The sequence below is a fragment of the Salinirubellus salinus genome, from assembly GCF_025231485.1.
Taxonomy (GTDB): Archaea; Halobacteriota; Halobacteria; order Halobacteriales; family Haloarculaceae; genus Salinirubellus; species Salinirubellus salinus.
On record NZ_CP104003.1, the window covers coordinates 1,464,529 to 1,489,178 of the forward strand.

26 protein-coding genes and 1 tRNA gene are annotated in these 24,650 nt (G+C 69.6%); 7 read left to right on the top strand and 20 right to left on the bottom strand.

What is annotated here, in order from left to right:
* Positions 1 to 42: 42 nt before the first annotated feature.
* The 5 genes from N0B31_RS08155 to cofD form a co-directional block, all read right to left on the bottom strand.
* Entirely contained in the window at positions 43 to 231 is a 189-nt protein-coding gene (locus N0B31_RS08155) for a 30S ribosomal protein S17e (RefSeq protein ID WP_260643370.1), read from the bottom strand.
* 81 nt (positions 232 to 312) lie between these two features.
* Positions 313 to 915 carry a DUF447 domain-containing protein gene (locus N0B31_RS08160; protein WP_260643371.1) on the bottom strand — a complete coding sequence of 201 codons (603 nt, stop codon included), beginning with the start codon at positions 913 to 915 and terminating at the stop codon, positions 313 to 315.
* A gap of 1 nt (position 916) precedes the next feature.
* Entirely contained in the window at positions 917 to 1,774 is an 858-nt protein-coding gene (locus N0B31_RS08165; protein ID WP_260643372.1) for a triphosphoribosyl-dephospho-CoA synthase, read from the bottom strand.
* Entirely contained in the window at positions 1,771 to 2,520 is a 750-nt protein-coding gene (locus N0B31_RS08170; RefSeq protein WP_260643373.1) for a tRNA-dihydrouridine synthase, read from the bottom strand. Before N0B31_RS08170 ends, N0B31_RS08165 begins: the two co-directional genes overlap by 4 nt.
* Positions 2,517 to 3,524 carry a 2-phospho-L-lactate transferase gene (cofD, locus tag N0B31_RS08175; protein ID WP_260643374.1) on the bottom strand — a complete coding sequence of 336 codons (1,008 nt, stop codon included), beginning with the start codon at positions 3,522 to 3,524 and terminating at the stop codon, positions 2,517 to 2,519. Before cofD ends, N0B31_RS08170 begins: the two co-directional genes overlap by 4 nt.
* Before the next feature lie 124 nt (positions 3,525 to 3,648).
* On the opposite strand from cofD, the gene N0B31_RS08180 reads away from it, so the two are divergent.
* The 3 genes from N0B31_RS08180 to N0B31_RS08190 all read left to right on the top strand — a co-directional run bounded on the left by N0B31_RS08180 (position 3,649) and on the right by N0B31_RS08190 (position 6,787).
* The gene (locus N0B31_RS08180; RefSeq protein WP_260643375.1) at positions 3,649 to 4,866 is read left to right on the top strand and encodes an HD domain-containing protein; all 1,218 of its coding nucleotides are present in this window, start codon (positions 3,649 to 3,651) and stop codon (positions 4,864 to 4,866) included.
* Between the two features lie 347 nt (positions 4,867 to 5,213).
* Positions 5,214 to 6,248, top strand: coding sequence for an amidohydrolase family protein (locus N0B31_RS08185; RefSeq protein ID WP_260643376.1), 1,035 nt, complete (start codon positions 5,214 to 5,216; stop codon positions 6,246 to 6,248).
* Positions 6,249 to 6,298: 50 nt separating this feature from the next.
* Positions 6,299 to 6,787, top strand: a complete 489-nt coding sequence (locus N0B31_RS08190; RefSeq protein ID WP_260643377.1) for a universal stress protein — start codon at positions 6,299 to 6,301, stop codon at positions 6,785 to 6,787.
* Positions 6,788 to 6,802: 15 nt separating this feature from the next.
* Here N0B31_RS08190 and N0B31_RS08195 read toward each other — a convergent pair whose 3' ends face one another.
* The 12 genes from N0B31_RS08195 to N0B31_RS08250 all read right to left on the bottom strand — a co-directional run bounded on the left by N0B31_RS08195 (position 6,803) and on the right by N0B31_RS08250 (position 18,338).
* The gene (locus N0B31_RS08195) at positions 6,803 to 7,744 is read right to left on the bottom strand and encodes a biotin--[acetyl-CoA-carboxylase] ligase (protein WP_260643378.1); all 942 of its coding nucleotides are present in this window, start codon (positions 7,742 to 7,744) and stop codon (positions 6,803 to 6,805) included.
* Between the two features lie 32 nt (positions 7,745 to 7,776).
* Complete coding sequence (locus N0B31_RS08200; protein ID WP_260643379.1) at positions 7,777 to 8,862, bottom strand: hypothetical protein; 1,086 nt, start codon at positions 8,860 to 8,862, stop codon at positions 7,777 to 7,779.
* A gap of 77 nt (positions 8,863 to 8,939) precedes the next feature.
* Complete coding sequence (locus tag N0B31_RS08205; protein ID WP_260643380.1) at positions 8,940 to 9,251, bottom strand: NifU family protein; 312 nt, start codon at positions 9,249 to 9,251, stop codon at positions 8,940 to 8,942.
* Between the two features lie 177 nt (positions 9,252 to 9,428).
* Complete coding sequence (locus N0B31_RS08210; RefSeq protein ID WP_260643381.1) at positions 9,429 to 11,411, bottom strand: AMP-dependent synthetase/ligase; 1,983 nt, start codon at positions 11,409 to 11,411, stop codon at positions 9,429 to 9,431.
* 171 nt (positions 11,412 to 11,582) lie between these two features.
* Entirely contained in the window at positions 11,583 to 12,035 is a 453-nt protein-coding gene (locus N0B31_RS08215) for an Hsp20/alpha crystallin family protein (RefSeq protein ID WP_260643382.1), read from the bottom strand.
* Between the two features lie 75 nt (positions 12,036 to 12,110).
* Positions 12,111 to 12,833 (bottom strand): CehA/McbA family metallohydrolase, encoded by a 723-nt coding sequence (locus N0B31_RS08220; RefSeq protein WP_260643383.1) that lies wholly within the window; start codon positions 12,831 to 12,833, stop codon positions 12,111 to 12,113.
* A gap of 44 nt (positions 12,834 to 12,877) precedes the next feature.
* On the bottom strand, positions 12,878 to 13,084 hold the full coding sequence (locus N0B31_RS08225) for a hypothetical protein (RefSeq protein ID WP_260643384.1): 207 nt from the start codon (positions 13,082 to 13,084) through the stop codon (positions 12,878 to 12,880).
* 64 nt (positions 13,085 to 13,148) lie between these two features.
* Positions 13,149 to 14,564 carry a motility-associated ABC transporter substrate-binding family protein gene (locus tag N0B31_RS08230; protein ID WP_260643385.1) on the bottom strand — a complete coding sequence of 472 codons (1,416 nt, stop codon included), beginning with the start codon at positions 14,562 to 14,564 and terminating at the stop codon, positions 13,149 to 13,151.
* The gene (locus N0B31_RS08235) at positions 14,561 to 15,646 is read right to left on the bottom strand and encodes a S49 family peptidase (RefSeq protein WP_260643386.1); all 1,086 of its coding nucleotides are present in this window, start codon (positions 15,644 to 15,646) and stop codon (positions 14,561 to 14,563) included. The genes N0B31_RS08230 and N0B31_RS08235 overlap by 4 nt, the downstream gene beginning before the upstream one ends.
* A gap of 90 nt (positions 15,647 to 15,736) precedes the next feature.
* Positions 15,737 to 15,855: transfer RNA gene (locus N0B31_RS08240), tRNA-Glu, on the bottom strand.
* A gap of 52 nt (positions 15,856 to 15,907) precedes the next feature.
* On the bottom strand, positions 15,908 to 16,204 hold the full coding sequence (locus N0B31_RS08245; protein WP_260643387.1) for an HNH endonuclease: 297 nt from the start codon (positions 16,202 to 16,204) through the stop codon (positions 15,908 to 15,910).
* A 157-nt stretch (positions 16,205 to 16,361) separates the two neighbouring features.
* Positions 16,362 to 18,338 (bottom strand): 3-hydroxyacyl-CoA dehydrogenase/enoyl-CoA hydratase family protein, encoded by a 1,977-nt coding sequence (locus N0B31_RS08250; RefSeq protein WP_260643388.1) that lies wholly within the window; start codon positions 18,336 to 18,338, stop codon positions 16,362 to 16,364.
* A 223-nt stretch (positions 18,339 to 18,561) separates the two neighbouring features.
* Between N0B31_RS08250 and N0B31_RS08255 the strand changes: the two genes are divergently transcribed.
* The 3 genes from N0B31_RS08255 (at position 18,562) to N0B31_RS08265 (ending at position 20,580) form a co-directional block, all read left to right on the top strand.
* Positions 18,562 to 19,716 carry an acyl-CoA dehydrogenase family protein gene (locus tag N0B31_RS08255; protein WP_260643389.1) on the top strand — a complete coding sequence of 385 codons (1,155 nt, stop codon included), beginning with the start codon at positions 18,562 to 18,564 and terminating at the stop codon, positions 19,714 to 19,716.
* Positions 19,717 to 19,951: 235 nt separating this feature from the next.
* Positions 19,952 to 20,203 carry an MTH865 family protein gene (locus tag N0B31_RS08260; RefSeq protein WP_260643390.1) on the top strand — a complete coding sequence of 84 codons (252 nt, stop codon included), beginning with the start codon at positions 19,952 to 19,954 and terminating at the stop codon, positions 20,201 to 20,203.
* A gap of 113 nt (positions 20,204 to 20,316) precedes the next feature.
* On the top strand, positions 20,317 to 20,580 hold the full coding sequence (locus N0B31_RS08265; RefSeq protein WP_260643391.1) for a hypothetical protein: 264 nt from the start codon (positions 20,317 to 20,319) through the stop codon (positions 20,578 to 20,580).
* Between the two features lie 2 nt (positions 20,581 to 20,582).
* Here the strand turns inward: N0B31_RS08265 and N0B31_RS08270 are convergent, their stop codons facing one another.
* The 3 genes from N0B31_RS08270 to N0B31_RS08280 all read right to left on the bottom strand — a co-directional run bounded on the left by N0B31_RS08270 (position 20,583) and on the right by N0B31_RS08280 (position 23,118).
* Positions 20,583 to 21,515 (bottom strand): hypothetical protein, encoded by a 933-nt coding sequence (locus N0B31_RS08270; RefSeq protein ID WP_260643392.1) that lies wholly within the window; start codon positions 21,513 to 21,515, stop codon positions 20,583 to 20,585.
* 4 nt (positions 21,516 to 21,519) lie between these two features.
* A complete protein-coding gene (gene priS / locus N0B31_RS08275; RefSeq protein WP_260643393.1) occupies positions 21,520 to 22,773 on the bottom strand; it encodes a DNA primase small subunit PriS in 1,254 nt (417 codons plus the stop codon).
* Positions 22,774 to 22,872: 99 nt separating this feature from the next.
* Positions 22,873 to 23,118, bottom strand: coding sequence for a DUF5816 domain-containing protein (locus N0B31_RS08280; protein WP_260643394.1), 246 nt, complete (start codon positions 23,116 to 23,118; stop codon positions 22,873 to 22,875).
* A 74-nt stretch (positions 23,119 to 23,192) separates the two neighbouring features.
* On the opposite strand from N0B31_RS08280, the gene N0B31_RS08285 reads away from it, so the two are divergent.
* Positions 23,193 to 24,614: a bifunctional metallophosphatase/5'-nucleotidase gene (locus N0B31_RS08285; RefSeq protein ID WP_260643395.1), complete on the top strand. Its 1,422-nt coding sequence runs from the start codon at positions 23,193 to 23,195 to the stop codon at positions 24,612 to 24,614.
* Positions 24,615 to 24,650: the final 36 nt, after the last annotated feature.

Below are 24,650 nucleotides of genomic sequence, written 5' to 3' on the forward strand. Positions count from 1 at the left end.
TGCCGGTGTCGAACGCGTGGCGAGAACGGGGAGGAGACCGGCTTACGCGGCGACGGGACGCTTCTTTCGGGTGATGTACCCGGCGATGCGGTTGCGCACGCCCTTCGACTCGACGTTGGTCACCTCGCCGATGACGTCCTTGTTGTGCTCGAAGTCGTGGGAGAACGCGTCGGGATAGCGCTCAAGCAGTCGGTTGCCGATCTTCTTGATGTAGGCGGGTTTGATGGCCATTACCGGTCGAAGGGCGGTTCGCCACAAAAGCGGTTCGGAACGGACGCCCCCGCGGCCACCCTCACGACCCCACGTCGGCTCTCACCACTCCGCGTCGGCGTACTCGCGGACCCGCGCGTACGCCTCCCGCTCGGCCGGCCCACCGGCCCGGGCGACCACCGACTCGAGCCACCGCAACCGCTCGAGCAACGCCGTCCGGTCGTAGCCGGGCACGTCCAGACGCGACACCGCGACGGTGGCCTCCACGACGGCGCCGTACCCACGGTTGAACGTCGGCACCGTCCGCTCGCGCACGACCGACTCGGTCGGTGCGAGCGCCCAGTCGACCCACTGGGTGTCGCCCTCCTCACCCGAGCGGTGTTCCGTCACGTCGACGCGGACCCACGCGGCCGCCTCGTCGATGACCGGGTCGTCCTGCTCCCGGACCGAGAGCGCGGCGTCCACGAACGTCCGCGGGTCGGCCACGAACTGGACGACGCCCTCGCCACGCTCGTCGAAGTTCCGCCACGTCCGGGTCCGGCCCCACGTCCGTGCGGTGACGCGGTCCCCACCCACCTCGTCGAGTGCCGGCGCCCGCAAGCCGAGGGCCGCGAGGTTCCAGCGCTCGTTCGGCCCGAGCGTCGTCACGACGCTCTCGGTGACGCCACGGAGTCGCACGGCGTCGGGCCACCCCTCGGCGCCCATCTCAGACCTCCAGCCCCCGCTCGAGGGCGACGAACAGCGCCCCCGCGGTCAGGTCGGCCGTCGTCCCGGGGTTGATGCCGCGCTCGACGAACTCGTCGGCCAGCGCCTCCGCCTCTTCTTCGCCGTCGAGGGCGGCGCGTGCCCGCCTCGTCGCCTCCGTCGCGCGCGCCTCGTCGGCCGTCTTCGCGACGAAGGTGTCCACCTCGTCGACCAGCAGTCGGAGGAAGACGCGTGCGGCGCGGTCGGGAGCCGACCCCTCGTCGGCCAGGAGCCACTCGGCGGCCTCGAAGGTGCGTTCGAACCCGCGCACCCACTCGGCAGCGACGCCGTCCACCTCGGCGGAGAGTGCCATCACGTCCGCCAGTGTCAGGCCGCGCTCGCGGAGCGCCCGCTCGGCCGCGCCCCCGCGGCGCACGTCCAGAGCATCCAGCCCCTCCGGCGGGTCCCCGACGGCGACGTCGACGTGTTCGAACGCGCGGTAGAACGCGACGGCGTCGTCGACGGTCGTGTCGGCGACGACGTGCTCGACGGCCTCGGTGGTCAGGGCGCGGCCATCGCTCCCAGCCCGGACGAGCGGGACGAGGAGGAGGAGCGCCCCGAACTGCGTGTTCCCGCCGCGCTGGTGGGACATCCCCTCGACGGCGCGCTCGAACGCCTCACCGACGGCGTGGTCGTGGTCGGCGGCGAGCGCGAGGCCCCGGCGTGCCCCCACCGCGCCCGCGAGGAAGTGCTCGAAGCGCAGGTCGTCGTGGTCCCGGTGCCGGTCGACGTTGCCCGGCTTGGGCGTGCCGGCCACCTCCAGCAACAGGGCGAGTTCGGCGTTCTCGACGGACGTTCGGGGTGAGTCGCGACCGGTCACGCCGTCACCTCGCGGTCGGCGAACCACGCGTCGACGGCCTCGCGGACCCGGCGCAGGACGACGGGGTCGTCGCTCGGGCGGCCCACACTCACCGCGTCGGCGCCGTACTCGAGATACTCGGTCGCCGTCGCGCGGTCACGGACACCGTTGTTCGCGACGAGGAAGCAGTCACACGCCTCGCGCACCTCGCGAACGACGGGTTCGGAGTCCATCGCGTCGACGTGGAGCCAGTCCGCCCCCGCGGTTTCGAGCGCGGCCGCGAGGGCGGGGAGGTCGACCCCCTCGACCTCGGTCCGGACCTTCACGCTCGTCGTGGCGAACTCGCTGGCCGCGGCGACCTGGTCGCACAGCCGGTCGGTGTCGCGCAGGAGCGTCTCGCCGGCGCCCGCCTCGCGCATCTCCGCCTGCCGGCAGTGGGCGTTCACCTCGAGGACGGCGTCGTGGCCGGCGCAGACCCGCGCCACCTGTCGGAGCGGCCCGAGCGTCGTCGTCCGGACGTTGACGGAGGGCCGGACCTCGAGGTCCGCGACGGCGTCGAGTTGCGCGCCGACGAACGCGACGGGGTCGTCGGGCAGGAACTCGGAGCGGTCCCGGTCGACGAGCCGGCGGGCCGCCTCCCGGGTCGGCCCGTCGAGTGAGACGCCTCCGAGGAACGCACAGCCGACGTACGGGGCGGCCCGCCGGGCCCACGCGGCGTCGGCTGCCCCCGAGAGCGACGCGACGGCCACGCGGGGGGTGAACGTCACGCGACGACCTCCAGCGCGTCCTTCACCGCGAGGGCGACCCGTTCGGCGTCGTGGTCCTCGTCGAGCGAGGTGTCCGTGTGGATGACGGGTCGGTCGAGTTCGGTGTCGTCCTCCGTATCGAGGACGAACGCGTCGGCGAACGGGTAGGCCTCCGCGACGCCCGCGGTGGAGGCCTCGTAGCCCATCGCCGCCATCAGGGTCGCCGCCGGCCCCGAGTAGAGTTCGTCGCCCACGAACGGGGAGACGGCGACGACGGGCGTTTCGTGCAGCGCGCGCTCGAACTCCTCCATCGCGACCATCGGCCCGATGCTCGTGATGGGGTTCGACGGCCCGACCACGACGGGTTCGGTGAGCGCAGTCAGCACCCCGTCGGTCGGTTCGGCGGCCTCGGCCCCCCGGAACTCGACCCGGTCGACCGGTGGCTCGGCCCGGTGGCCCACCCACCACTCCTGGAAGTGCTGGAACGGCTGGCGGCCCGGCCCGCCGTCGACGTGGACGAGCGAGGCGACCGGGTCGTCGCTCATCGGCAACAGCGTCCGCTCGACGTCGTAGGCGGCCGCGAGGATATCCGTCACCTCGGTCAGGGTGCGGCCCTCGTCGAGCAGCGAGGTGCGGGTGAGGTGCAGCGCCCGGTCGCGGTCGCCGATGAGCATGAACTCCGCGACGGCCGAGAACCGGCGCCAGTTCGCCAGCGGTCGACCCTCGGTCTGCAGGCGCTCGGGGAGGTAGCCCGGTCGGCCGTCGAGGCCGGCCTTCGTCGCGAGCCGCTCGAGTTCGCGGTGGGTCTCGTCGGTGTCGCCAGCGATGCCCCACCACCGGTCCCGTTCGAGCATCTCCGCGTCGAGGAACAGCACCGTGTCGATGTCCGGGCAGACGAGGTGGCCCCCGAGCACCACGTCGTCGCCGGTGTTCCCGATCACGGTGGTCTCGGCCGGGGGGAACACCGCGTCCGCGCCGGCCAGCAGTTTGGGCGTCCCCGTCCCACCGGCGAGGAACGTCGTCATAATCGGACTATGAGAGCACCCGAATTAGGGCTTGCGCTGTCTCGATATTCAGTGAGAGCGACCGCCCGAGACGCACTGGCTCGATGCCGGAGGCTTATCTGCGAACGCGACGAACCCTCGGCCAATGAACACCATCAAGGACAGCGTCCACGACCACATCGCCGTCCGTGGCGTGGCCGAGGAACTCCTCGACACGCCGCCCGTCCAGCGCTTGCGACACATCAAGCAACTCGGGACGGTCGGGATGGTCTACCCCTCCGCCAACCACACCCGCTTCGAGCACTCGCTCGGGGTCTACCACCTCGCCGAGGAGGCGCTCGGCCACCTCGGTGTCGAGGGACGGAACGCCGACCGGGTCCGCGCCGCCGCCCTCCTCCACGACGTGGGGCACGCCCCGTTCTCGCACAACACCGAACACCTCGTCGAGCGGCGGACCGGCAAGATGCACGACGAGGTCCACGACCTCATCGAGCGCGGCGAGGTGGCGCGCGTCCTCGAACTCCACGACCTGAACCCCCGGAAGGTCGCCGACCTCGTCGCCGGGAAGGGCCGGTTCGGCCAGCTGGTCTCCGGTGAACTCGACGTCGACCGGATGGACTACCTCGTCCGCGACGCCCACCACACCGGCGTCCCGTACGGGACCATCGACCACGGCCGACTCGTCCGCCAGTTGCGGTTCGTCGAGGACTCGCTCGTGCTCGCGGAGGGGAACGTCCAGAGCGCGGAGTCGCTCCTGCTGGCCCGCGCCCTGATGAACCCGACCGTCTACAACCACCACGTCGCGCGCATCTCGAAGGCGATGCTCCGGCGCGGGTCCGAACGACTGCTCGATGCGAGTGTCGTCGACGCCGAGACGTTCCGTCGGTGGGACGACCACGACCTGCTCGTCGCGCTGCGGACCCACGAGGAGAGTGCCGAGTTCGCGGACCGACTCGACCGGCGCGACCTGTTCAAGCGTGCCGTCTGGGCCGAGTACGACGACGTCGACGACGACCTCATCGACGCCGACCACGAGCGCGTCCTCGAGTACGAGGCCGACATCGCCGAGGCGGTGGGCATCGACCCGGAATCGGTGGTCATCGACGTCCAGCCGCGACCGAGCATGAAGGAGTCCACCTCGCGGGTCGTCGTCAACGGGGAGGTCCGCCGACTGGGCACGCAGTCGGGACTCGTCGACGCGCTCCGACAGGCCCAGACCGAGCAGTGGCGACTCGGCGTCTACGCACCCGCGGCCCACACCGACGCCGTGGGGGCGGCCGCCGAGTCCGTCCTCGGCCTCGACCTCGATGCCCTCGTCGTCGAGGTCCGCAAGGGGATGAACCGCTCGCTCGACCAGTTCTGACGTGTGGACGCACGTCCGTCCAGATACACCTTGAGGGTGTCGTTCGGACAGTTCTCCGCGGCACCCTCGAACGTTCAAATCCCCTAACCCACCTTAGTCACCCTAGACGCCCAATTTTTTAATACATCACACGACATTCGTAGATAGAATGAGTTCGAGGTCGTTCGGTCGGCGGATGACGTGCCGAGTCGTTGGACACGAGTGGAAGATCGAGAAGTTCAGGGTCACGCACGGGCAGGTCGTGTGTACCCGGTGTGACCACGCGGAGTGGCGGCGGAACTGAGTCGCAGGGGACAGACGGCGGTGCGGTTCCACGGATTTAACAGCACACCGCGCGGACGGAGCGTATGATCCTGGAGGGGACCGTGCTCGCCGGTCCGGGGTACGACCCCGTCGAGGGGCGCGTCGTCGTCGAGGACGGACACGTCGAGTCCGTCGAGGAGACGGAGACCGACTCCACGGACATCGTCCTGCCGGCGTTCGTCAACGCCCACACGCACGTCGGGGACTCCATCGCCAAGGAGGCCGGCGGGGGCCTGTCGCTGGAGGAGCTGGTCGCGCCGCCGGACGGCCTGAAACACCGACTGCTGGCCGAGGCGAGTCGCGAGGAGATGGTCGAGGCCATCCGCCGGTCGCTCCGGTTCATGGAGCGTGCCGGGACCGCGGCGTTCCTCGACTTCCGCGAGAACGACGTCGAGGGCGTCGAGATACTCCGCGAGGCCGTCAGCGGGCGGGCCATCGAACCGAGGATATTCGCCCGCGGGTCGCCCGAGGCGATGGAGGCCGGCGACGGCTTCGGCGCCAGCGGCGCGAAAGACGCCGACTTCAGCATCGAGCGCAACGCCACCCGCCGGGCCGGCAAGCCGTTCGCCATCCACGCCGGCGAGGCCGACTCGGCGGACGTGAACCCGGCGCTCGACCTCGACCCGGACTTCCTCGTCCACATGGTCCACACCGAGCCACTCCACCTCGAACGCCTCGAGGAGCGGGGCACACCCGTCGTTGTCTGTCCACGCTCGAACCTCGTCACCGGTGTCGGGGTGCCGAACGTGCGCGAGCTACTCGACACGACGACGGTGGCGCTGGGGACGGACAACGTCTTCCTCAACGCACCGTCGATGTTCCGCGAGATGGAGTTCACCGCGAAGCTCTGCGACGTGAGCGCTACCGAGGTGCTCCGGATGGCGACGCGGGCGGGTGCCGAGTTCGCGGACCTGAACTGCGGGACCGTCGAGGCGGGCCGCGAGGCCCGACTGATCGTCCTCGATGGCGACTCGGACAACCTCGCCGGCGCGCAGGACGTGGTCCGGGCCGTCGTCCGCCGGGCGGGCGTCGCGGACGTGAAGTCGGTGTTGCTGGAGCGACCCGACCCCACGGCGTGAGGGTCGCCAGGGGGCAAACGTTCATAGCGGGTCGCGTGTCACTGTCTCGCATGTACGACCGTATCCTCGTGCCCACCGACGGGTCGCCGGGGATGGACAGCGTCGTCGCTCACGCCGCCTCGCTGGCCGAGGTGCACGGCGCGACGCTCGACTTCGTCTACGTCGTCAACACGGCGGCGTTCGCCAACCTCCCGATGGAGACGTCGTGGGAGGGCCTGAGCGAGACGCTCCGTGACGAGGGGGAAGCCGCTCTGGACGCCGCCGCGGAGGCGGCCGGCGACGTGCCACACGAACGCCACCTGCTCGAGGGCGGTCCCTCGCGAGAGATAACGGCCTACGCGAACCGGTCGGGTGCCGACCTCGTCGTGATGGGGACCCACGGTCGCGGGGGCATCGACCGTATCCTGCTGGGGAGCGTCGCCGAGCGCGTCGTCCGGTCCTCGTCGGTCCCGGTCCTCACCGTGCGCGTCGGAGAGCCGCCGGCCGACGCGGACGTGGACGCCGATCGGGCGGCCGAGCCGCCGACGGACGAGGAGTAGCGCCCCGGCGCCCCCTCACTCGACCGGACGGAGGTGCTCGCAGTCGCCGGCGCTGACGCTGACCTGCCCCTCGTCCGTGTCGACCAGCAACGTCCCGGGGAACGTCACGTCGACCGCCTCACCCTCGACGACACCGCCGGGGGTCTCGACGCGGACCCGCTTGCCCAGCGTCAGCGCGTACTCGCGCCACGCCGGGAGGACGGTCTCCGGGTCCCGCCGCAGGTCGTCGAACGACTCGAGCAGTCGGCGGAGGAACGCGGCACGGTCCACCTCGCCGACCTCTCCCCGGAGGCTCGTCGCCGTCGCCGGGAGCGCCTCGGCGTCGACGTTCGCGTTCACGCCGATGCCCACGACGACCCACGAGACCCGGTCGGCCTCCCCCTCCATCTCGGTCAGGATACCGGCCAGTTTCCGCTCGTCCGGCCCGACGAGGACGTCGTTGGGCCACTTGATGCCGGCGTCGACACCGAGTTCGCGGGCCGCACGCGTCGTGGCGACGGCGGCCGCCAGCGTGTAGACGGGCACCTGCGCGACGGGGAGGTCCGGCCGGCAGACCAGACTCACGTAGACACCGCCCGGCGGCGACGACCACTCGCGGCCGAGTCGCCCGCGCGCGCCGGTCTGTCGCTCGGCGACGACGGCCACGTCGCTGGCACCCTCCACGGCGCGTTCGCGGGCCGCGACGTTGGTGCTGGCGAGCGACTCGTGGAACTCCACGTCGAACTCGGCGTCGAGGCCAAACTCGATGGCCGCGGCGCCGTACTCGGGGACCGACTCGACGCGGTAGCCGTCGTCGCCGCTCGTCACCTCGAACCCCGCCTCGCGGAGCGACTCGACGTGTTTCCACACGGCCGCCCGCGAGACACCGAGTCGGTCGGCCAGTTCCGGGCCGGGGACCGGGTCGGCCGCCAGCGCGTCGAGGACGCGTCGCCGCGTCGCCCGTTCCGTCTCGTCCATACCCGCGGTTCCAGGCCGACGCTCTTGAGCCTCTAGGGACGGCGGCGCTCGGTCGACCCGGTCTCCGCGTCCGCCGCGGTGAGGTTCGGGACGTCGTGGTCGAGTTCGGCCGCCAGCCCGTCCACCGCCCGGCAGAGGTCGGCGACCCGAGCGGCCGTCGTCTCGCCCGCGTCCGCCGTGGCCTCGAGGTCGGCACGGAGCGCCGACACCTCCTCGCGGAGGTCCTCGACCGCCTCGCGGGTCCGCTCGAGTTCGTCGACTCCCAGTTCCGCCCGGAGCCGCTCGCGCGCCGCGTCGGACTGGAGGTCGGCGAGCAGCGCCGCGAGCACCTCGCCACCCGCGCCGTCGTCCTCGACCGGCGTCTCGCTCGCCGCCCCATCGGCGGCCGGTGCCGCGTTCCGGTCGCCCTCCCCCTCGTCCGCCGCCGGGAGCGCCGAGAACGCCGCGTCCTCCGTCTCGGAGACGGGAGCGACGACCGGTGTCAGCGTGGGGTTCTCGTCGTGGGGCTGGGTCGGGTCGCGGCCGCCGCCCGGCGTCGTCTCGCCACGCGAGACCACCATCGCGTCCGGGTCGAGGTCGGAGGCCCGGACCACCTCGTCGTCGTCACCGCCGAAGACGGCGCTCCTGACACCCGAGAGGAGGCCACCGCCCCGTTCCGCGTCGGCCGCGCCGCGCGAGTCGGAGGGGGCGACGGCATCTTCCTCCGCGTCCGCGTCCGGGAAGACCATCCGGTCACCCTCCGGCGCGACGCCGACGGGTTCGGCGTGGACGATCTCCGGGTCCGGCAGCGACACGTCGTCGCCGAACCCTCCCTCGATGGCGAGACCGAACTCGAACGTGGCGGGAGCGGTGCTCCCGACGGTGTCCTTGAACCCGAGGCGACTCTCCTCGACGACCCACCACCGTGGTTCGCGCGACGGGTGGAACCCCGTCCCCTCGGTCGACTCTCCGGGGAGGTCGTTCTCCACGTGGACGGCGACGGGTCGCTCGTTCTCCGTCGTGACGGTGTACGTGGCGACGATACCGGCGTCGCGTCGCTCGGTCACCCGGTCCACTGCCACCAGTCCGTCCGCGACCCTCGTCCCCTCGGACCCCGGGCCCGCACCCCCTGCGCTCATGTCGTCAGTAACTGATTAGAACACGTACATAAATCCGTCGCCGAGCAGTCCTCGCTCCGCGGAGCGAGGGGCCGGGGTCAGAACGGGACTTCGTCGGGGTCGAACCCCCGTGGCGTCGCGGCGTCGGTCTCCGCTGTGCTCGCGTGGACGACGCGGATCTCCGGGATCTCCTGCACGAGCCGGACCTTCAGGGCCTGGATCGTCATCGGCGAGATGCCACACCCCGAGCAGGCCCCGCCGAGTTCGAGTGTCACCTCGCCCGCCTCGGCGTCGAGGTGGCTGATGGCGTGGCTCCCACCGTGCATCCCGATCTGCGGGAAGTTCCGGGCGACGAACCGGGAGATACGCTCGCGGAGTTCGGCCTCGTCGACGGCTGCCTCGGTGCTCATACCGACTCTGAAGCCGAGCAGAGAGATAGCGATAGCGGTGCGGTGCTGGGCGGTGCGGCGAGCCCCCGGCACCTACCCGCCACGATGCGCGAAGCACCGAGTGGCGCGTTTCGAATCCAACGTTTTCGAGGAGTGGTGCGCGCCTGCGGCGCGCACCCGAGGAGAAAAGTTTGGTCGCTAGTCGTCGGCGGCGACTCTGTCCTGTTCCCCGTAGATTGCCTCTATCTCCTCGTCGTAGCGGTCGAGGATGTTGCGCCGCTTCAGTTTCATCGACGGCGTGAGCAGGTCGTTCTCCGGGGTCCACTCCTCGGGCACGAGGCGGAACGCTTTGATCTGCTCGTGCTTCTCGAACTGGCGGTTGACCTCGTCGACCTCCGCCTGGACCCACGCACGGACCTCGTCGTGCCGGCAGATGGCCCACTGGTCGCTGGGCAGTGCCACGTCGTTGGCGTCCGCCCAGCGCTGGATGGCCTCGAAGTTCGGGACGAACAGCGCGGAGATGAACTTCTGGTCGTCGCCCATCACCATCACCTGGTCGACGCGCTCGCTGGTGGCGAACCCGTCCTCGATGGGGCCGGGCGCGACGTTCTTCCCGGTGTCGAGCACGAGGATCTGCTTCAGGCGGTCGTGGTAGACGAGGTAACCGTCGCTCGTCTGCTCGATGATGTCGCCCGTGCGGAACCAGCCGTCCTCGGTGAACGCGTCCTCGGTGGCCTCCGGTCGGTTCCAGTAACCCTGCGTGACGTTCGCGCCCTTGACCAGGAGTTCGCCGATAGCGCCGGTCGCCTTCCGGCGCTGGTCCTCCGTGACGACGCCGCCGTCGAGTTTCGTCTCGATGCCGACGAGCGGCGGCCCGAGGGTCCCCGGTCGAGGGTCCTCCGGCGGGTTCGTCGAGACGACGGGCGACGTCTCGGTCAGCCCGTACCCCTCGAGGATGGGGAGGCCCATCCCGTCGAACAGTTCGGCCAGTCGTTTCGAGAGCGACCCCCCGCCGCTGACGAAGAAGTCGATGTTGCCGCCCATCTGCTCCTTGACCGAGGAGAAGACGAGCCGGTCCGCGAGGGCGTGTTTCGTCCGGAGGCCGATACCGGGCGAGGCCGTGGTCGAGTAGTCGCGGGCGACGCCGAGCGCCCAGTTGAAGATTCGCTCCTTGAAGTCGGACTCGGCGGCCTGCTCGCGCATCGAGTCGAAGATGCGTTCGTAGACCCGCGGGACGCTCGTCGCGACCGTGGGCCGGACGAGTTTGATGTCCTCGGAGACGGTCTGGGCGGACTCGGCGTACGCCACCGTCGCTCCCGAGGCGAACATCAGGAAGTTGCCGGCCAGTCGCTCGAAGACGTGGGCCAGCGGCAGGAACGAGAGCGAGCGGTCGGAATCGTCGAGGCTGGGGACGCCGTCAGCCTTGTCCGGGCGGGGGCCGAACCGCTTGCGACACTGGTTGACGTTCGCGCGGAAGTTGCGGTGGGTCAACTGGACGCCCTTGGGCTGGCCCGTCGTCCCGGAGGTGTAGATGAGCGAGGCGAGGTCGTCGAGCGAGCGCTCGGAGAGCCACCCCTCGTAGGCGTCCACGTCGAACGCCTCGTCACCCATCCGGTAGACGTCCGCCAGCGAGTGGATGTCGTCGCGGTCCTCGTGGCCCTCGTACTGGTCGACGACGACGATGAACTCGAGGTCGAGGTCGTCCTCGACCGAGAGGACCCGCTCCAGCAGTTCCTCGTTCTCGACGACGACGCCGTCGGCGTCCGGGTCGTCGAGCAGGTAGCGGACCTGTCGGGGCGAGGACTCGGTGTAGACGGTGGTGACCACGCCACCCGCAGAGAGGATACCGAGGTCGCACTGCGCCCACTCCATCCGGGTCCCGGCGAACAGGCCGACCCGGTCGCCCGTCTCCAGCCCGAGTTCGCGGAACCCGGTCGCGAGGTTCTGGACGACGTTCTGCATCTCGGCGTAGGTCAGCGCCGCGTACTGCCCGTTCGGCGCCTCCGGGACGATGCCGTCGGCCAGCGAGCGGTCGTAGATGCCGCCTTTGTACCACTGGGCCTCGTTGTTGGCGTAGCGCGAGGCGGCGGCCTCGAACATCCGGGGGATGGTGTCGTCACCGATCACCTCGTCGGTGTACTGTTCCTCGGCCTGTCGCCAGTCCGCGTCGATAGATGCCATGGGTTGCTATCTCGCTCGTGTGGGTCCAGCACTATTAATGTAGCATCTTCGAGGGGGACCGAAAGCCGGCCATGCACGGGGAACGCGACCCGCGCAGGGCGACAGAACGGAGCGAGGAGGGAGGGCAGTGGGAGGAGAGTGAGAGCGGCGCCCGAGGACGGGAGCCGGTGCTCAGTCGATGTCGATGCGGTGGCTGTCGTCTTCGAGCCCCCCCTCGACGGGGAGGGTGACCTCGAGGACGCCGTTCCGGTAGCGGGCGTCGATGTCCGCGACGACGACGTCGCCGGGGACGCGGATGGAGTCGGTGACGCGGCGCGAGCGGCTGAAACTGGCCCCCATCGCCTCCTCGCTCACCTCGTGGGTCGCGCGGATCGAGAGGATACCCTCGTCGAACCGAAGGTCGATCTCCTCCTTCTCGAAACCGGGGAGGTCCGCGAGGACGACGTAGCCGTCCTCGGTGGACTCGAGGGTGAGGTTGGTGTCACCGGTCGTCTCGTAGTCGCCGAAGGCCGGTACGGGGCGCATCTCGGGGAACGAGGGGCGCACCCCGATCATCGAGCGGCGCATCTGGTCGAACAGCTGGTCCATCTCGTCGAACACGTCGAAGGGGGTTCGTCGGTCCATGACTATCGGCACCCCAGTAGGCGAGATTCGGTATTAAGCTCCGCGCGAATCCTGATAGCACGTGTCCGAGGCCGGTCAGAACAGCGAGAGCGCCGTCGTGCCGGCCGACCGGGCCGCCCAGAACCCCTTGCGGCCCGCCCCCTTGACGTAGTGGCCCGCGGACTTGTGGTAGGGGACCCGCCGGCCGTTGACCCCCGTCGCACCCTCGCGGATGGCCTCGACGACGGCCTCGGCGGTCACGGCGGCTCGTGGACCGGGGACCGTGAGTTCGGTGTACGCACGCCCGATGGTGGCGACGGTGTGGGCGTCGCTGCCCGCGAGCGCGGTGTAGCCGTGCCGCCGGGCGAACGCACGTGCCCGGCGGTTCCGATAGCCCGTGAACAGCCACGCGTTGTACGTCTCCATCCCGTCGGGTTCGGCGGGGACGATGTGTTTCCCCCGGGCGCCGTGGCGCGTCCGCTGGAACGGGTGGGGGACGACGGCCGCCCCGCCGAGTTCGCGGACCCGCGCGACGGTGTCGACCATCGACTCCCCCGGCCGTGGTCGTTCCTCGACGCCGATGGCGAGCAGGTGGCCGTGTGCCGTCGACACCTCCACACCGGGGATGCCGACGAGTCCGTACTCCGGGGCGAGTTCGGCGGCCCGCAGCGACGCCGAGATGCGGTCGTGGTCGGTCACCACCACTCCGTCCAGACCGATGTCGGCGGCCTGTTCGAGCAGCAACTCGGGAGGGTCACGGGCGTCGTAGGACGCCTCCGAGTGGACGTGGGGGTCCAGTCGGAGCGTGGTCTGTGACATCTATCGGAGGGTACGGACCGGGGACGAATGAACGATACGGCCGGCTACTGTTCGGCCAGCCGACCCGCCATCTCGGCCTCGTCGGCCGCGGCGAGTATCTCGCGGGCGATGTCGCGGGCCTCCTCTGGGGTGTACAGCGTCTGGTCCCCGCTGGGTTGCTGGACGTCGACGTACCCGTTGCGCTCCTCAACGAAGATGGGGGCGACGTGTTCGAGGGGGAGTACGGTCGGGGGGTCGGCGGAGTCGGCCATACCCCCTATACTGTGTGCCGTGATAACAAACTTACCCCCGCGCCGGGCTCACCGCCGCGTCGCGTCATCGCACGGGCGCCCGCGGAGCGAGCGACGGTCCGGGGGTCGGGCCGGTGGGCGGTTCGCCGTCGTCACCGTCGGAGTCGGTACCGTCGTCGGGCGCGCCCGACACGGACGTGGTGTCACCGCCCCTCAGGACGGCCGTCCGGTCGGAGAGGGCCTCCCCGCGGCTCCCGTTCGCGACGAGGACGGCGACGGCCCGTTCCACGGCCGTCGCCGACGGTCCGACCACCACGACGGCGTCAGTCCCGCGTGGCTGGTGGACGACCGTACTGTTGGCCGTGGGACCGCGATAGCCCGGCACCGACACCTGCGACCCACTCACCGTGACGCCGGTCCACGGAGCCTGCCCGCCCAGGGTGTCATAGGTGGCGAGGAGCAGGTCCGTCCCGTTCGCTCCGGTGCCACCGATGGAGAGGCGCGGGTCGAACCCCTCGTCCCGGAGGTCGTTCACGGCCGTCTTGCTCGCGTTCAGCAGGGTCGGTGCGGTGTAGCGGACCCGCGGCGACCGGTCGAGGAGGTGTGGGTACTCCGTCAGCGAGCGCTCGCGCGTCCCGTCGACGGCGAACTGGGCGATGGTCCGGACCAGCCGCTCGTTGTCGGCGACGAGGTCCTTCGTCCCCTCCAGGAACGTGGTGTCACCCACGGCGAGGACGTTCTCGGACCGCACCGCCACCGGCCGTGCTCCGACGCCACTCCCGTCGGAGTACCGGGTGGTCTCCCCCGTCCGCAACAGGACGTCACCGTCCGTCGCCCGGACGGTGGTCGCGGTGTAGAGCGCCGCCCGTCGGTCGGCCAGCGGTCCGGACCCGCGTGCCACCACGCGCTTGAAGTTGCCGTCGTTGGCCGCCTGGTCGTAGAGGTATCCCGTCCCGAACGCGACACCGAACCGGCCGGCGAGCGTGTCGATGCGCGAGCGCGACGGGAGTGGCGCGCCGACTGGCCCTGCCGAACGGAAGCGTGTCGGCTCACCGAGGAGGACGAGCCGACCACCGTCCTCGACGAACGCCTCGACGGCGTCGCGCTCCGCGCTCGTGTAGGCGATGCTCGGGTCGGCGACGACGAGCGCGTCCGCGCGCGCCAGCGCCGACCGGATCTGGGACGCGTCGCGGAGGAACCGCACCTCGACGTTCGACCCGTAGGCGGCCACCAGCGGGTCGTACGCCGAGGGAAGCAGGCGGTTGCCGTGGGCGTCGTCCACCAGCACCACCTGCCGCTCGTCGCGCTCGACTGGCGCCAACCCGTCGTCGCTCGCGTCGAGTTCCGTGGGGACCAGTCCGTCGACCGCGGGGTAGTCGACGCCCGTGTCGGCAGGGGTGGGCGCGGTGGTCACCCCGAGCGCCACCCCGCCGGCGACGACGAGGAGGAACACCACCCCGAACACCGCGAGGCGGCCGCCGACCCCGTCCGCGGCGCTCACGACCCCCCACCTCCGGCGGTGGCCGTCGCCCCCGCGCCACCACCCGTCGCGTTCCTCGCGGTCGTCGCGTCGGTGGTGTTCTCCGGAGTGCTCTCGGTGCCCGTATCCCCGTCGGCCGAGTCGGCCAGCGACGCCCGGAGCACGCTCGGGGGCAGCATCAGGACGTTCGGGAAGCCACCCTGCTGGCCGACGAAGTAGCGCCCGGAGACGAGTTCACGCTCCGGCGCGTCCGAGGCGAGGTAGGCCGCCCGGGTGAGGAACTGGACGGACGACTCCGGCCGGACGACACGGACGTCGTAGCGCGACAGGCCGGCCCGACTGGCGGCGTACTCCACCGCGTCGCGGGTCCCGCCGAGTTCGTCGGCGACGCCGTTCTCGACCGCCTGCACACCGGTGAACACCTCGGCCGAAGCCGCCTCCGCCCGCGACAGTTCGAGCGTGTCGCCACGCCCACGCATCACGGCCGAGACGAACGCCCGCTTGATGGACTCAGTCTTGTACTTCCACGCCCGCTCGCTCCCGCCAGAGCGCTTGTTCGGGCCGGTGGTGATGAGGCTGTCCGACGGCTCGATCTGCGCTGGCGGCGGGAAGACGACCCCCACGCTCCCGATCACCGACGAGGGCTTGACGAAGATACGCTCCGTACCGACGGCCGTGTAGTAGGCTCCCGAGGCGGCGATGGCGTCGACGCTCGTCACGACTGGCACATCCTCGGCCGTCTTGTCCGCCTCGAGGTACATCGCCTCGCTGGCGGGGGCGGACCCGCCCGGACTGTTCACCACGAGGACGACGGCGTCCACGTCAGGGTCGGCCCGTAGCCGTTCGAGCGTCGTCGTCAACGCGACGGCGGTCCCCCCGTCGATCCCGCCCTCGACGGGGACGACGGCCACCGTCCCCGCACTGCCCGAGAGCGCCACCGTCGCCGCGATGGGGGCGACGAGCAACCCCACGACCACCGCCAGAATGGCCACGCCGGCGTAGGTACCCACGAGGAACTCGCCGAGCGCCTGCAGACGGCCCGCCGGACTGGACTCGAACGTCGCTGTCAGGGACCCGTCGTCGGGGCCGTCCTCGCCAGCCATTGTATGTCACTCGGTGGCATGGGCCGGTCGTGTCAAAAGTCTACGGTAATCACTGATGGAAGCGGACGCTCTTCGTCGAGAGAGTGGAGATGCTCGGTAGGGGATTTGAACCCCTGTCGTTGGCTTTCTTCACCAATCGGGCCGGACCCGAAGTGTAGGATTCTTGATTCGAAAGGCCAACATGATTGGCCGGACTACACCAACCGAGCTTACACCCACAACTCCGCCGGTGCCACACATAAACTCTGCTCTTTCCACTCCTCAGAACGAGTGTTCGAGAGTTGACTCGAACTCGAGTTGCCCCAGCCCCGCCCGTGCGTGACACGAGCGACAGAGCAACACGAGGTTCCCCTCGTCGTGGGCATCTGCGACGTTCACAGTGTCCGACTCGTGGAACGTACAAACGGGAACAGTGTGGTGAACGTCGAGATAGGTAGCCGACCCATCGTCTCCACACTCCTGACAGACCTCGTCACGCGCTCTGACGCGGCGTCTCGCGTCGGGATGCCGTGCTCGTCCAAGTACTTCCGGATCGCCTGCGGCGAGACACCGCAACACTCGGCCAGCTCAGCCGGCGAGTGCTCACGCCCGTGGTACATCACGTCCAACCACTCGCGGTCTCGGTACCGCACCATAGGGCACCTGCTCCGGGCTGTCCGTTGAACCCTCTCCGCGCGGGGCGAAACGGAGAGGAGCCGGTAGGGCGAGGTGTGCTCTACTTGCCCTCGAACTCGGGCTCGCCGTCGCCCATGAACGCCGTGATGCCGGTCATCAGGTCGTCCGTGTTGATGAGGTGGCCGAACGCGTGGGACTCGACCTCGAGCCCGGCGTCGGTGTCCTCGCGGCCCTTCAGCATGGCCTTCTTCGTCAGCTCCTGCGCGATGGGCGGGCCACCGGCGAGCTGGGCGACCAGTTCGAACGCACGCTCCTCGAACTCGTCGTTCTCGACGACCTCGTTGACGAAGCCGTAGTCGTACATCGTCTCGGCGTCGTAGCGCTCGGCGGTCAGGATGATCTCCTTCGCGCGGCCCTCGCCGACGATGTGCTTCAGGCGCTGGGTGCCGCCCCAACCGGGCAGCAGACCGAGGTCGAGTTCGGGCTGGCCGAGTTCGGAACGCTTCGAGGCGATGCGCATGTCCGCACACATCGACAGCTCCATCCCGCCGCCGAGGGCGTAGCCGTCGATACCCGCGACGATTGGCATCGGCGAGGACTCGAGCTTGCCGAAGGTCTCCTGACCCTGCCGGGAGAGCTTGATGGCCTCCAGCGGGTCCGCGGAGGCGGCCATGCTGGTCACGTCCGCACCGGCGGAGAAGGCGCGGTCACCCTTGCCGGTCAGGAGCACCGCACGGACCTCGTCGTCGTCCTCGAGCATCTCGATGGCCTCGCCGAGTTCCTCCATCAGGTCCGGCGAGATGGTGTTCATCCGGGCCTCACGCGAGAGGACGATGTGGCCGACGTAGTCGTACTCGTCGGGCTTGTAGACCTCGATGTTGGTGAACTCGACGACGTCCTCGTCGTCGCCGGAGGCGTGGAAGCCACCTTCATCTGCGGCCTCGCGCAGCGCGTCGCTGACCTCGAAGCGCGGGTGGCCCTGCTCCTCGTAGAGCTCCGAGATGGTGGACTCGAGCGAGGCGAGTCCGTGGTCGTCGGCGAGCTTCGCCGGGCCGTCCGGGAAGCCGGCACCGAGCATGACGGCCTCGTCAATGTCACGCGGGTTCGAGACGTCGCCGCCGACGAGGTTGCCGACCTCGTTGGCCATGACCGCGAGCAGGCGGGCCTCGATCTCGTCCGTGCCGGCGTCGGTCGGGATGTCGGCGCCGTCGCCGTTCTCGTAGTCGTAGAAGCCCTCGCCGGTCTTCTTGCCGAAGCGCTCCTCCTCGACGATCTGCTCGAGGAACGGGGCCGGCTCGTACGCCTCGCCGAGCACCTCGTTCATGTACTCGAGGACGTGGTATGTGACGTCGTTGCCGACCTGGTCGCCGAGTTCGAACGCACCCATCGGCAGGCCGAGGTCGAACTTGGTGGCGGAGTCGATCTCCTCGATGGTCGCGGCGTCCTCGCTGACCATCCAGCAGGCCTCGTTCATCAGCGGAACGAGGATGCGGTTGACGATGAAGCCGGGCGAGTCCTTGTGGACGCGCACCGGCGTCTTGCCGAACGCCTCGGCGAGGTCCTCGGTCGCCTGCAGGGTCTCCTCGCTGGAGTGGGCACCGGAGATGACCTCGACCAGCTGCATCCGCACCGGCGGGTTGAAGAAGTGCATCCCACAGAACTGCTCGGGGCGCTCGGTGACCTCCGACAGCTCCGTGATGGAGAGCGAGGAGGTGTTCGTCGCGACGATGGCCTCCTCGGGCAGGTACTGTTCGACGTCCCCGTAGACGTCCTTCTTGATGTCCATCTTCTCGGGGACGGCCTCGATGACGACGTCCACGTCACCGACGGCGTCCTCGACGTCGACGTACGGCGTGACCCGGTCGATGGCGGCATCGGCCTCTTCCTGCGTGATCTGTTCCTTCTCGGCGAGCTTTTCGAGCGACCACTCGATCTGGTCGTAGCCGTTCTGGACGAACTCCTCCTTGATGTCCCGGAGGTTGACCTCGTAGCCCGCGAGGGCTGCCACCTCGGCGATGCCGTGGCCCATGTTCCCGGCCCCCAGCACCGCGATGGTCTCGATGTCGTCGAATTCCATGGTTCGTACGTCTCTCACGTTCCCTGCCTCTCGTTTCAAGGTTTCCAATCGGGCCTGTTTCACCACCTCTGCCCCCTACAGACCGGGGGCCAGGCACCCCCGAACTGGTAATGGACGGTTCCTTTATTTTGAGTCCGTCGGGCCGCGAGAGTCCCGAAAACCGACGGACGCGGACGCGGCGTTTGCAAAGAATTATGTTTGTATAATCGTGAGGTACGGTGTCATGGACTTCGGGTTGACGGACGAACAGGAACAGCTGAAGAAGGAGGTCAAGCGGTTCGCCGACGAGGAGATCCGGCCGAACGCGACCGAGTACGACGTCGAGGAGAAGTACCCGTGGGAGATCGTCGAGAAGGCCGCCGAGATGGGCCTCATCGGCATGTCAATCCCGATGGAGTACGGTGGGGCCGGCTACTCCCCGCTCGAGAACATCATGGTCGCGGAGGAGCTGTTCGCGGCCGACGCCGGCATCGGGCTCTGTATCGGCGCCTGTTCGTTCGGCACCGAGGCCATCCAGGAGTTCGGTACCGAGGAGCAGAAAGAGCGCTTCCTCGAACCCGTCCCCAGGGGGGAGGCCATCTCCGGCGCGGCCATCTCCGAGCCGGACACCGGCTCCGACGTCTCGTCCATCTCGACCCGCGCGGAGAAGGACGGCGACGAGTGGGTCGTCAACGGCAACAAGATGTGGATCACCAACGGCTCCATCGGCGACTACTTCGTCGTCCTCTGCAAGACCGACCCGGAGGCCGAGGGCCGCTACAACGGCTTCAGCCAGATCGTCGTCGAGTCCGACCGCGACGGGTTCAAGTCCGAGAAGATCACCGGGAAGATGGGCATCCGCGCCAGCGACACGGCGGAACTCATCTTCGACGACGTCCGCGTCCCCGAGGAGAACCTCGTCGGCACGCGCGGTGCCGGCTTCCTCCAGCAGATGAACTTCTTCGACGCCACGCGAACGGGCGTGGCCGCGCAGGGTGTGGGTATCGCCCGTGGCGCCGCCGAGCGCGCTCTCGAGTACAGCCAGCAGCGCGAGCAGTTCGGCCGTCCCATCGGTGAGTTCCAGGCCATCCAGCACAAGTTGGCCGACATGTTCACCAAGATAGAGGCTGCGCGTAACCTGACCTACAAGTCCGCGTGGACCGTCGAGAACTCCGACCAGCCGGTCACGAAACTCGCCTCGATGGCGAAGGAGTACGCCTCCCGCATCGCGGTGGACGTCACCAACGAGGCGGTCCAGATCCACGGTGGCTCGGGCTACGTCAACGACTTCGACGTCGAGCGGTTCTACCGCGACGCCAAGATCACCCAGATCTACGAGGGCACCACCGAGATCCAGAAGAACATCATCGCTCGGGAGCTGCAGGGTAAGGGCTTCTAAGACCATCTTTTTGCGCTCGGGTCCACGCGCTGCGCTCGCGAACCGCTCGCGCAAAAACGTGGGTGAAACCGGCGCCGCTCGCTCCGCTCGCAGCGGGTGGGTGGGCTCGACCGCACCGCAACCGCACAGCTCTGCAACCTCGTCTCGACCCTCATTCCGCCTTTGGAACCGCTAGCAGTGGGCCTGAAGTTCTCGAACGATTTATAACGGTTCTGCCTCACGATACGAGTGTACCATGGTAGACAAGGACGACCTCCGTCAGCAGATGATCGACGCGTTCGAAGGTGCCGACTACCCCATCAACAGCCCGATGGACCTCGTGCCCGCGCTCCCGCAGGGGCCGGGGACGAAGTTCGAGTCCGGGGACTTCTCGATGACCGCGATGGAGCTGAACACGAAGCTCGGCGGCGGCGAGTTCCCCTACGACTCCGCCGAGGAGTTCGTCGACGACGTGATGGCCCAGCTGGAAGACCAGGACCTCATCTGAGGCGGCTTCGACGCAGACCTTCCCCGTTCTTTGCGCGAGCCACACCCCACAGCGACGCCACCGCTCGAGCCGTGTCACCCACACTTTTCGAGTGGCCGGCCCTCCTCCCGACGATGCCCGACACCGAGCCGCAGTCAGAGGTCTCACGGTCCGACCGGACCCGACGGTCGGTCAGACAGCTCCTGTTCGTCGTCGCCGGGGCACACACCGGGGCGTTCATCGGCTCGTTCGTCCCGAACTCGCGTCTCGGCATCCCCGGCGACGTGTTCTCGCTGCTGCTCATCGGCTTCCTGTTCGCGCTCCCGTTCGCCGTCGACGCGAACTGGGACCGCATCTACGGACGCTACCGCTCGGCGTTCGGCGACACACTCCGGTGAACTCACTCGAGGGGTTCCGCGTTGTCCTGGCCGACCAGGATACTCGCGTTCTCCTCCGGCAGGTCGACCACGTCGTCCGACGAGAGGTCGTACGTCCGACCGTCGACACCGAAGATGTCGCCCACGTCGCCGGTGATGCGGACGACGCGACGGTCGACCCCCTCCGGGTCGTCCGGGTCGGCGCCGGTCTCCGCTTGGCGTGGGTCACCACCCGGCGGGGTGGCGTCCGGGGCCACGTCGCTCGGCTCTCCACCAGCGTCTGACGAGGGCTGGTCGCCGCCACCCATCGCGCCGCCGATGTCCAGCCCCTGGTCCTCGGGCGGGGCCGGTGGTGCCTCACTTTCCGCCTCGGCACCCGACTGGGTGGAGGAGTGCGAGGCCGTCTCGGCAGGCGCGGACCGGTCGGCCGTCAGGTCGGGCGTCGCATCGCCCGACCCCGGCTTCGGGTCGGTCGAGCGGACGTCCGGCTCCGTCGGCGTCCCCGCGCCCGGCGGGGCGTCGTCCACGGCCGCTTCCCCGTCGGTCCGCGAACACGTGATGCTCCCGGTCTCGCCATCGAGCACCGAGAGCACGGCCTCGCGGTTCTCCTTGATCTGTGAGACGAGCGTCTCGAACAGGTGGGCCTCCTCCTCGGTCAGTCCCTCGTCGTCGTAGGGCATGTCGGCAGCGGCGATGGAGGCCATCTTGACCACCTTGCCGACGCGGCGCTCGTAGAGTGACTCCACGGTCCGCTGGGCCGTCTCCATGTCGTCGGTCAGCCGACGGACCTCCTCGGAGCCGAACGGGTCGTCAGCCTGGGCAGCCGCCGCGTCGCGTCGGTCGCGTAACTCCTGGACGAACTCGCCGGCCTCCTGGTAGAACGAGGCCCGGAGATGCTGGAGGCTGCTGGATTGGCGCTCCTTGTTCTGGACCGACTGGAGTTCGTCTAGGTTCATTGTGCTACTCCCGCCCCTTCTCGGCGTTGCCGCGAGCCATCGCGAACACGCCGACGTGTTCAGGTACGGAGTGTAAACCCGCGTCTACATTAAACCTCTCCCCCGCGAGACGAACCTCGAACGGGTCGGCCACGTCGACCATGATGCGGTTCTCGCGGAACGTGTCCGCGACGGCGTCCGTGAGCGGGTCGAAGGCGTCCACGCCGTCCAGCGGGATGCGCGTGACGACCAGTCCCGTCCCGCCGTGGAGGCTGCCCGGCAGACGGATGAGTCGATTCACGTCCGTCGTCACGGGCTCGTCGATGGGGGCCGCGTCGGCGGCTCGCGTCTCCTCGAGGAGGTGCTTCGACACCGAGTAGACCGCCGAGTGGACGTCGATGTTCCCCCGCTCGACAGCCTCGCGGTTCGACCGCACCGCGTTCAGCGCCGCGCGCGCCTTCCCCTCGCCGACGCCGTCGAACTCCCGTAGCCGGGCGATGCCGTCGTCCTCGTCCAGCCCGTCGAGTTCCTCGACCAGCGCCATCACGTGCCGGTGGACCCGCCGTGACCACCCGCCCGCGACCGAGAGCGTCCGCTTGTCTGCGGGCGTCTTCCGGCCGATTCCGGCCACCGACTCAGTGCGCACGAGGTCGTCGAACTCGATACCCAGCCCGCGCACGTAGTCGACCACCTCGCGGCGCTCCTCGCGGGAGAGTTCGAGCACCCCCTCGTCCCGGACGTGGACGTGGTACCCGCGGCCGCCGGAGAAGACGACGGTCAGGTCCTCGAAGCCGAAGTCGTCGACGAGGAAGTCGAGCAACGCGACGAGCGCCTCCTTCCCAGCCGCGAGCATCTCGCCGTAGGGGTCAGCCTCCTCGTCCACCCCGGGGAGGTGGTCGGCGTCGATGTCGAACACGAGGTCCGCCCCGCGCCACCCCTTCTGCCCCATCGAGTCGGCGCCGGGGTGGTCGTACCGCCCGGCCGAGAAGTAGACGTGACGCGGCCGCTCGCGCGCGAGGAACTCGCCGACGCCACCGCCGCCAGTCAGGTCGAGCAGCGACTGGTGGCGCACCATCGTCGTCCCCCCCTCGGAGAAGGGGATGTACCCCCACTCGCGTTCGTTCCCGGCCGGTGGGCCCCTGAGCGGGGCGTTCGCGTCCTCGTCACCGAGTTCCGCGTCCCCCTCCGCGTCCCCGTCACCCTCGCGTGTGCGGCGGGCCTGCCGGCGGTAGTGGTCGCCGAACCGGCCTCTGAGGTACTCGCGGGTGCGGGGTTCCATCGCTCTGCGAGTGCAGGGTGGGGCGTCACATAAGGGTGCCCGTTGTGTCGGTCCGCCCCCGTCCAGTCTCCGGGGTCCCGGTCCCGCCTCCGGGTGGCGTCACTCGTGGGCCGCGTCCCACTCGTCCGGCTTCTTGTAGTTCGCACAGACGTTGCACTGCAGACGGCCCATCGAGTCCATCGCGTTGTCGAAGCTCTCGCAGTTGGTGCAGAAGTAACCCCACCGGGTCTCGCAGTCCTCGTCCTCGTAGACGACGAGGAACGGCCCCTTCTCGCCGCGCTCGGCCTCCCGGGAGACGTAGAGCGTCTGCCCGTCGGGGCCCTCACGCGTCTCGTACAGTTCCATGTCCGTGACCAGCGGGGGGAGCGTCAAAGCGGCTTCGGAGGCGATTAGTACGACGGACACTCACGAACGACAACGTGTCCCTCCGCCTGCTCCACTACTCCGACGTCGAGAACGCCTACGACGACCCCGAACGCGTCGGCCGCCTCGCCGGCACCATCCGCGACCTCGACGGCCCGGACGCCATCGTCTGCGGCACCGGCGACACCACCGCACCGGGCGTGCTCGCGCTCCAGACCCGCGGCGAACAGGCCATCGACTTCTACGAGCGCGTCGGCACCGCCGTCGAGACGTTCGGCAACCACGACTTCGACTTCGGCTACGAACGCACCCTCGAGCTGGTCGAGCGCTCGCCACAGCACTGGCTCTCGGCGAACGTCTATCACCCCGCCGACGCCGGGACGGCCACGGACGGTGGAGACGCCAGAGCCGACGAACGCTTCGGCGACGCGGTCGGCGTCGACCCCCTCGCCGTCCACACGGTGAACGGCCACCGCGTCGGCTTCTTCGGCCTCACCGACCCGTCGACGCCGGACATCAACCCCCACGCGAGAGCGCTCGCGTTCACCGACCCCGTCGTGGAGGCCGAACGCGCCGTCGCCGAACTCCGCGAGCGCGGTGTCGACTTCGTCGTCTGCCTCTCGCACCTCGGGCGGGGTGACGAGGAGCTCGCCGCCAGCGTCGACGTCGACGTCGTCCTCGGAGGACACGTCCACTCCGAGCGCGTCGAGTACGTCGACGACACCGTCCTCACCCGCCCGGGGGTCAACGGCCGCGTCGCGCTCGAGGTGTCGCTCCCGGACAAGGAGGTGACCCGCCACCTCGCGGACGACGGTCCGGTGGACGAGCCGCTCGCGACCCGCCTGCGCGACCGGTTCGACACCACGGGGCTGACCGACGTGCTCGCCACGGTCGAGGACCCCGTCGAACGGACCGAGAAGACCTGCTTCCGTGGGGAGTCACGCATCGGCAACTTCGTCGCCGACGCGTACCGCTGGGCGGCACGCGAGGCGGGCTACCCGGAGCCCATCGTGGGCCTCCAGAACTCCGGTGGCATCCGCGAGGGTCCGGCACTGGCGGGCGAGGTGACGCTCGCTGACCTGGTGAGCGTCATCCCGTTCGAGGAGGGGGTCGCCGTCCTCGAACTCACGGGCGATGAGCTGCTCGGGACGCTCGCAGAGGCCGACGCCAGCGTCGGCTTCGGCGACGCGGAGGCCGACTGGTGGCACGCGCACGTCTCGAACGTCCGTCTGGAGTACGACCACGGCGACGGTGAACTCGTCTCGGCGACCGTCGCGGGCGACCCGGTCGACCCCACCGCGACCTACCGTGTCGCCACCTCCGAGTACCTCCTGCACACGGCGGGGGAGTTCCCGTCGCTGCACGAGGGGCAGCGTGTCGACACGCTCGACACCCAGTACGAGGTGCTCGCCGCGTACGCCCGCGCGGTCGGCGTCGACCCGGAACTGGAGGGCCGCATCGTCCGGACGGGCCTGTGACCGGACCCACGCGAGAACCACGACGTTTACCCGACG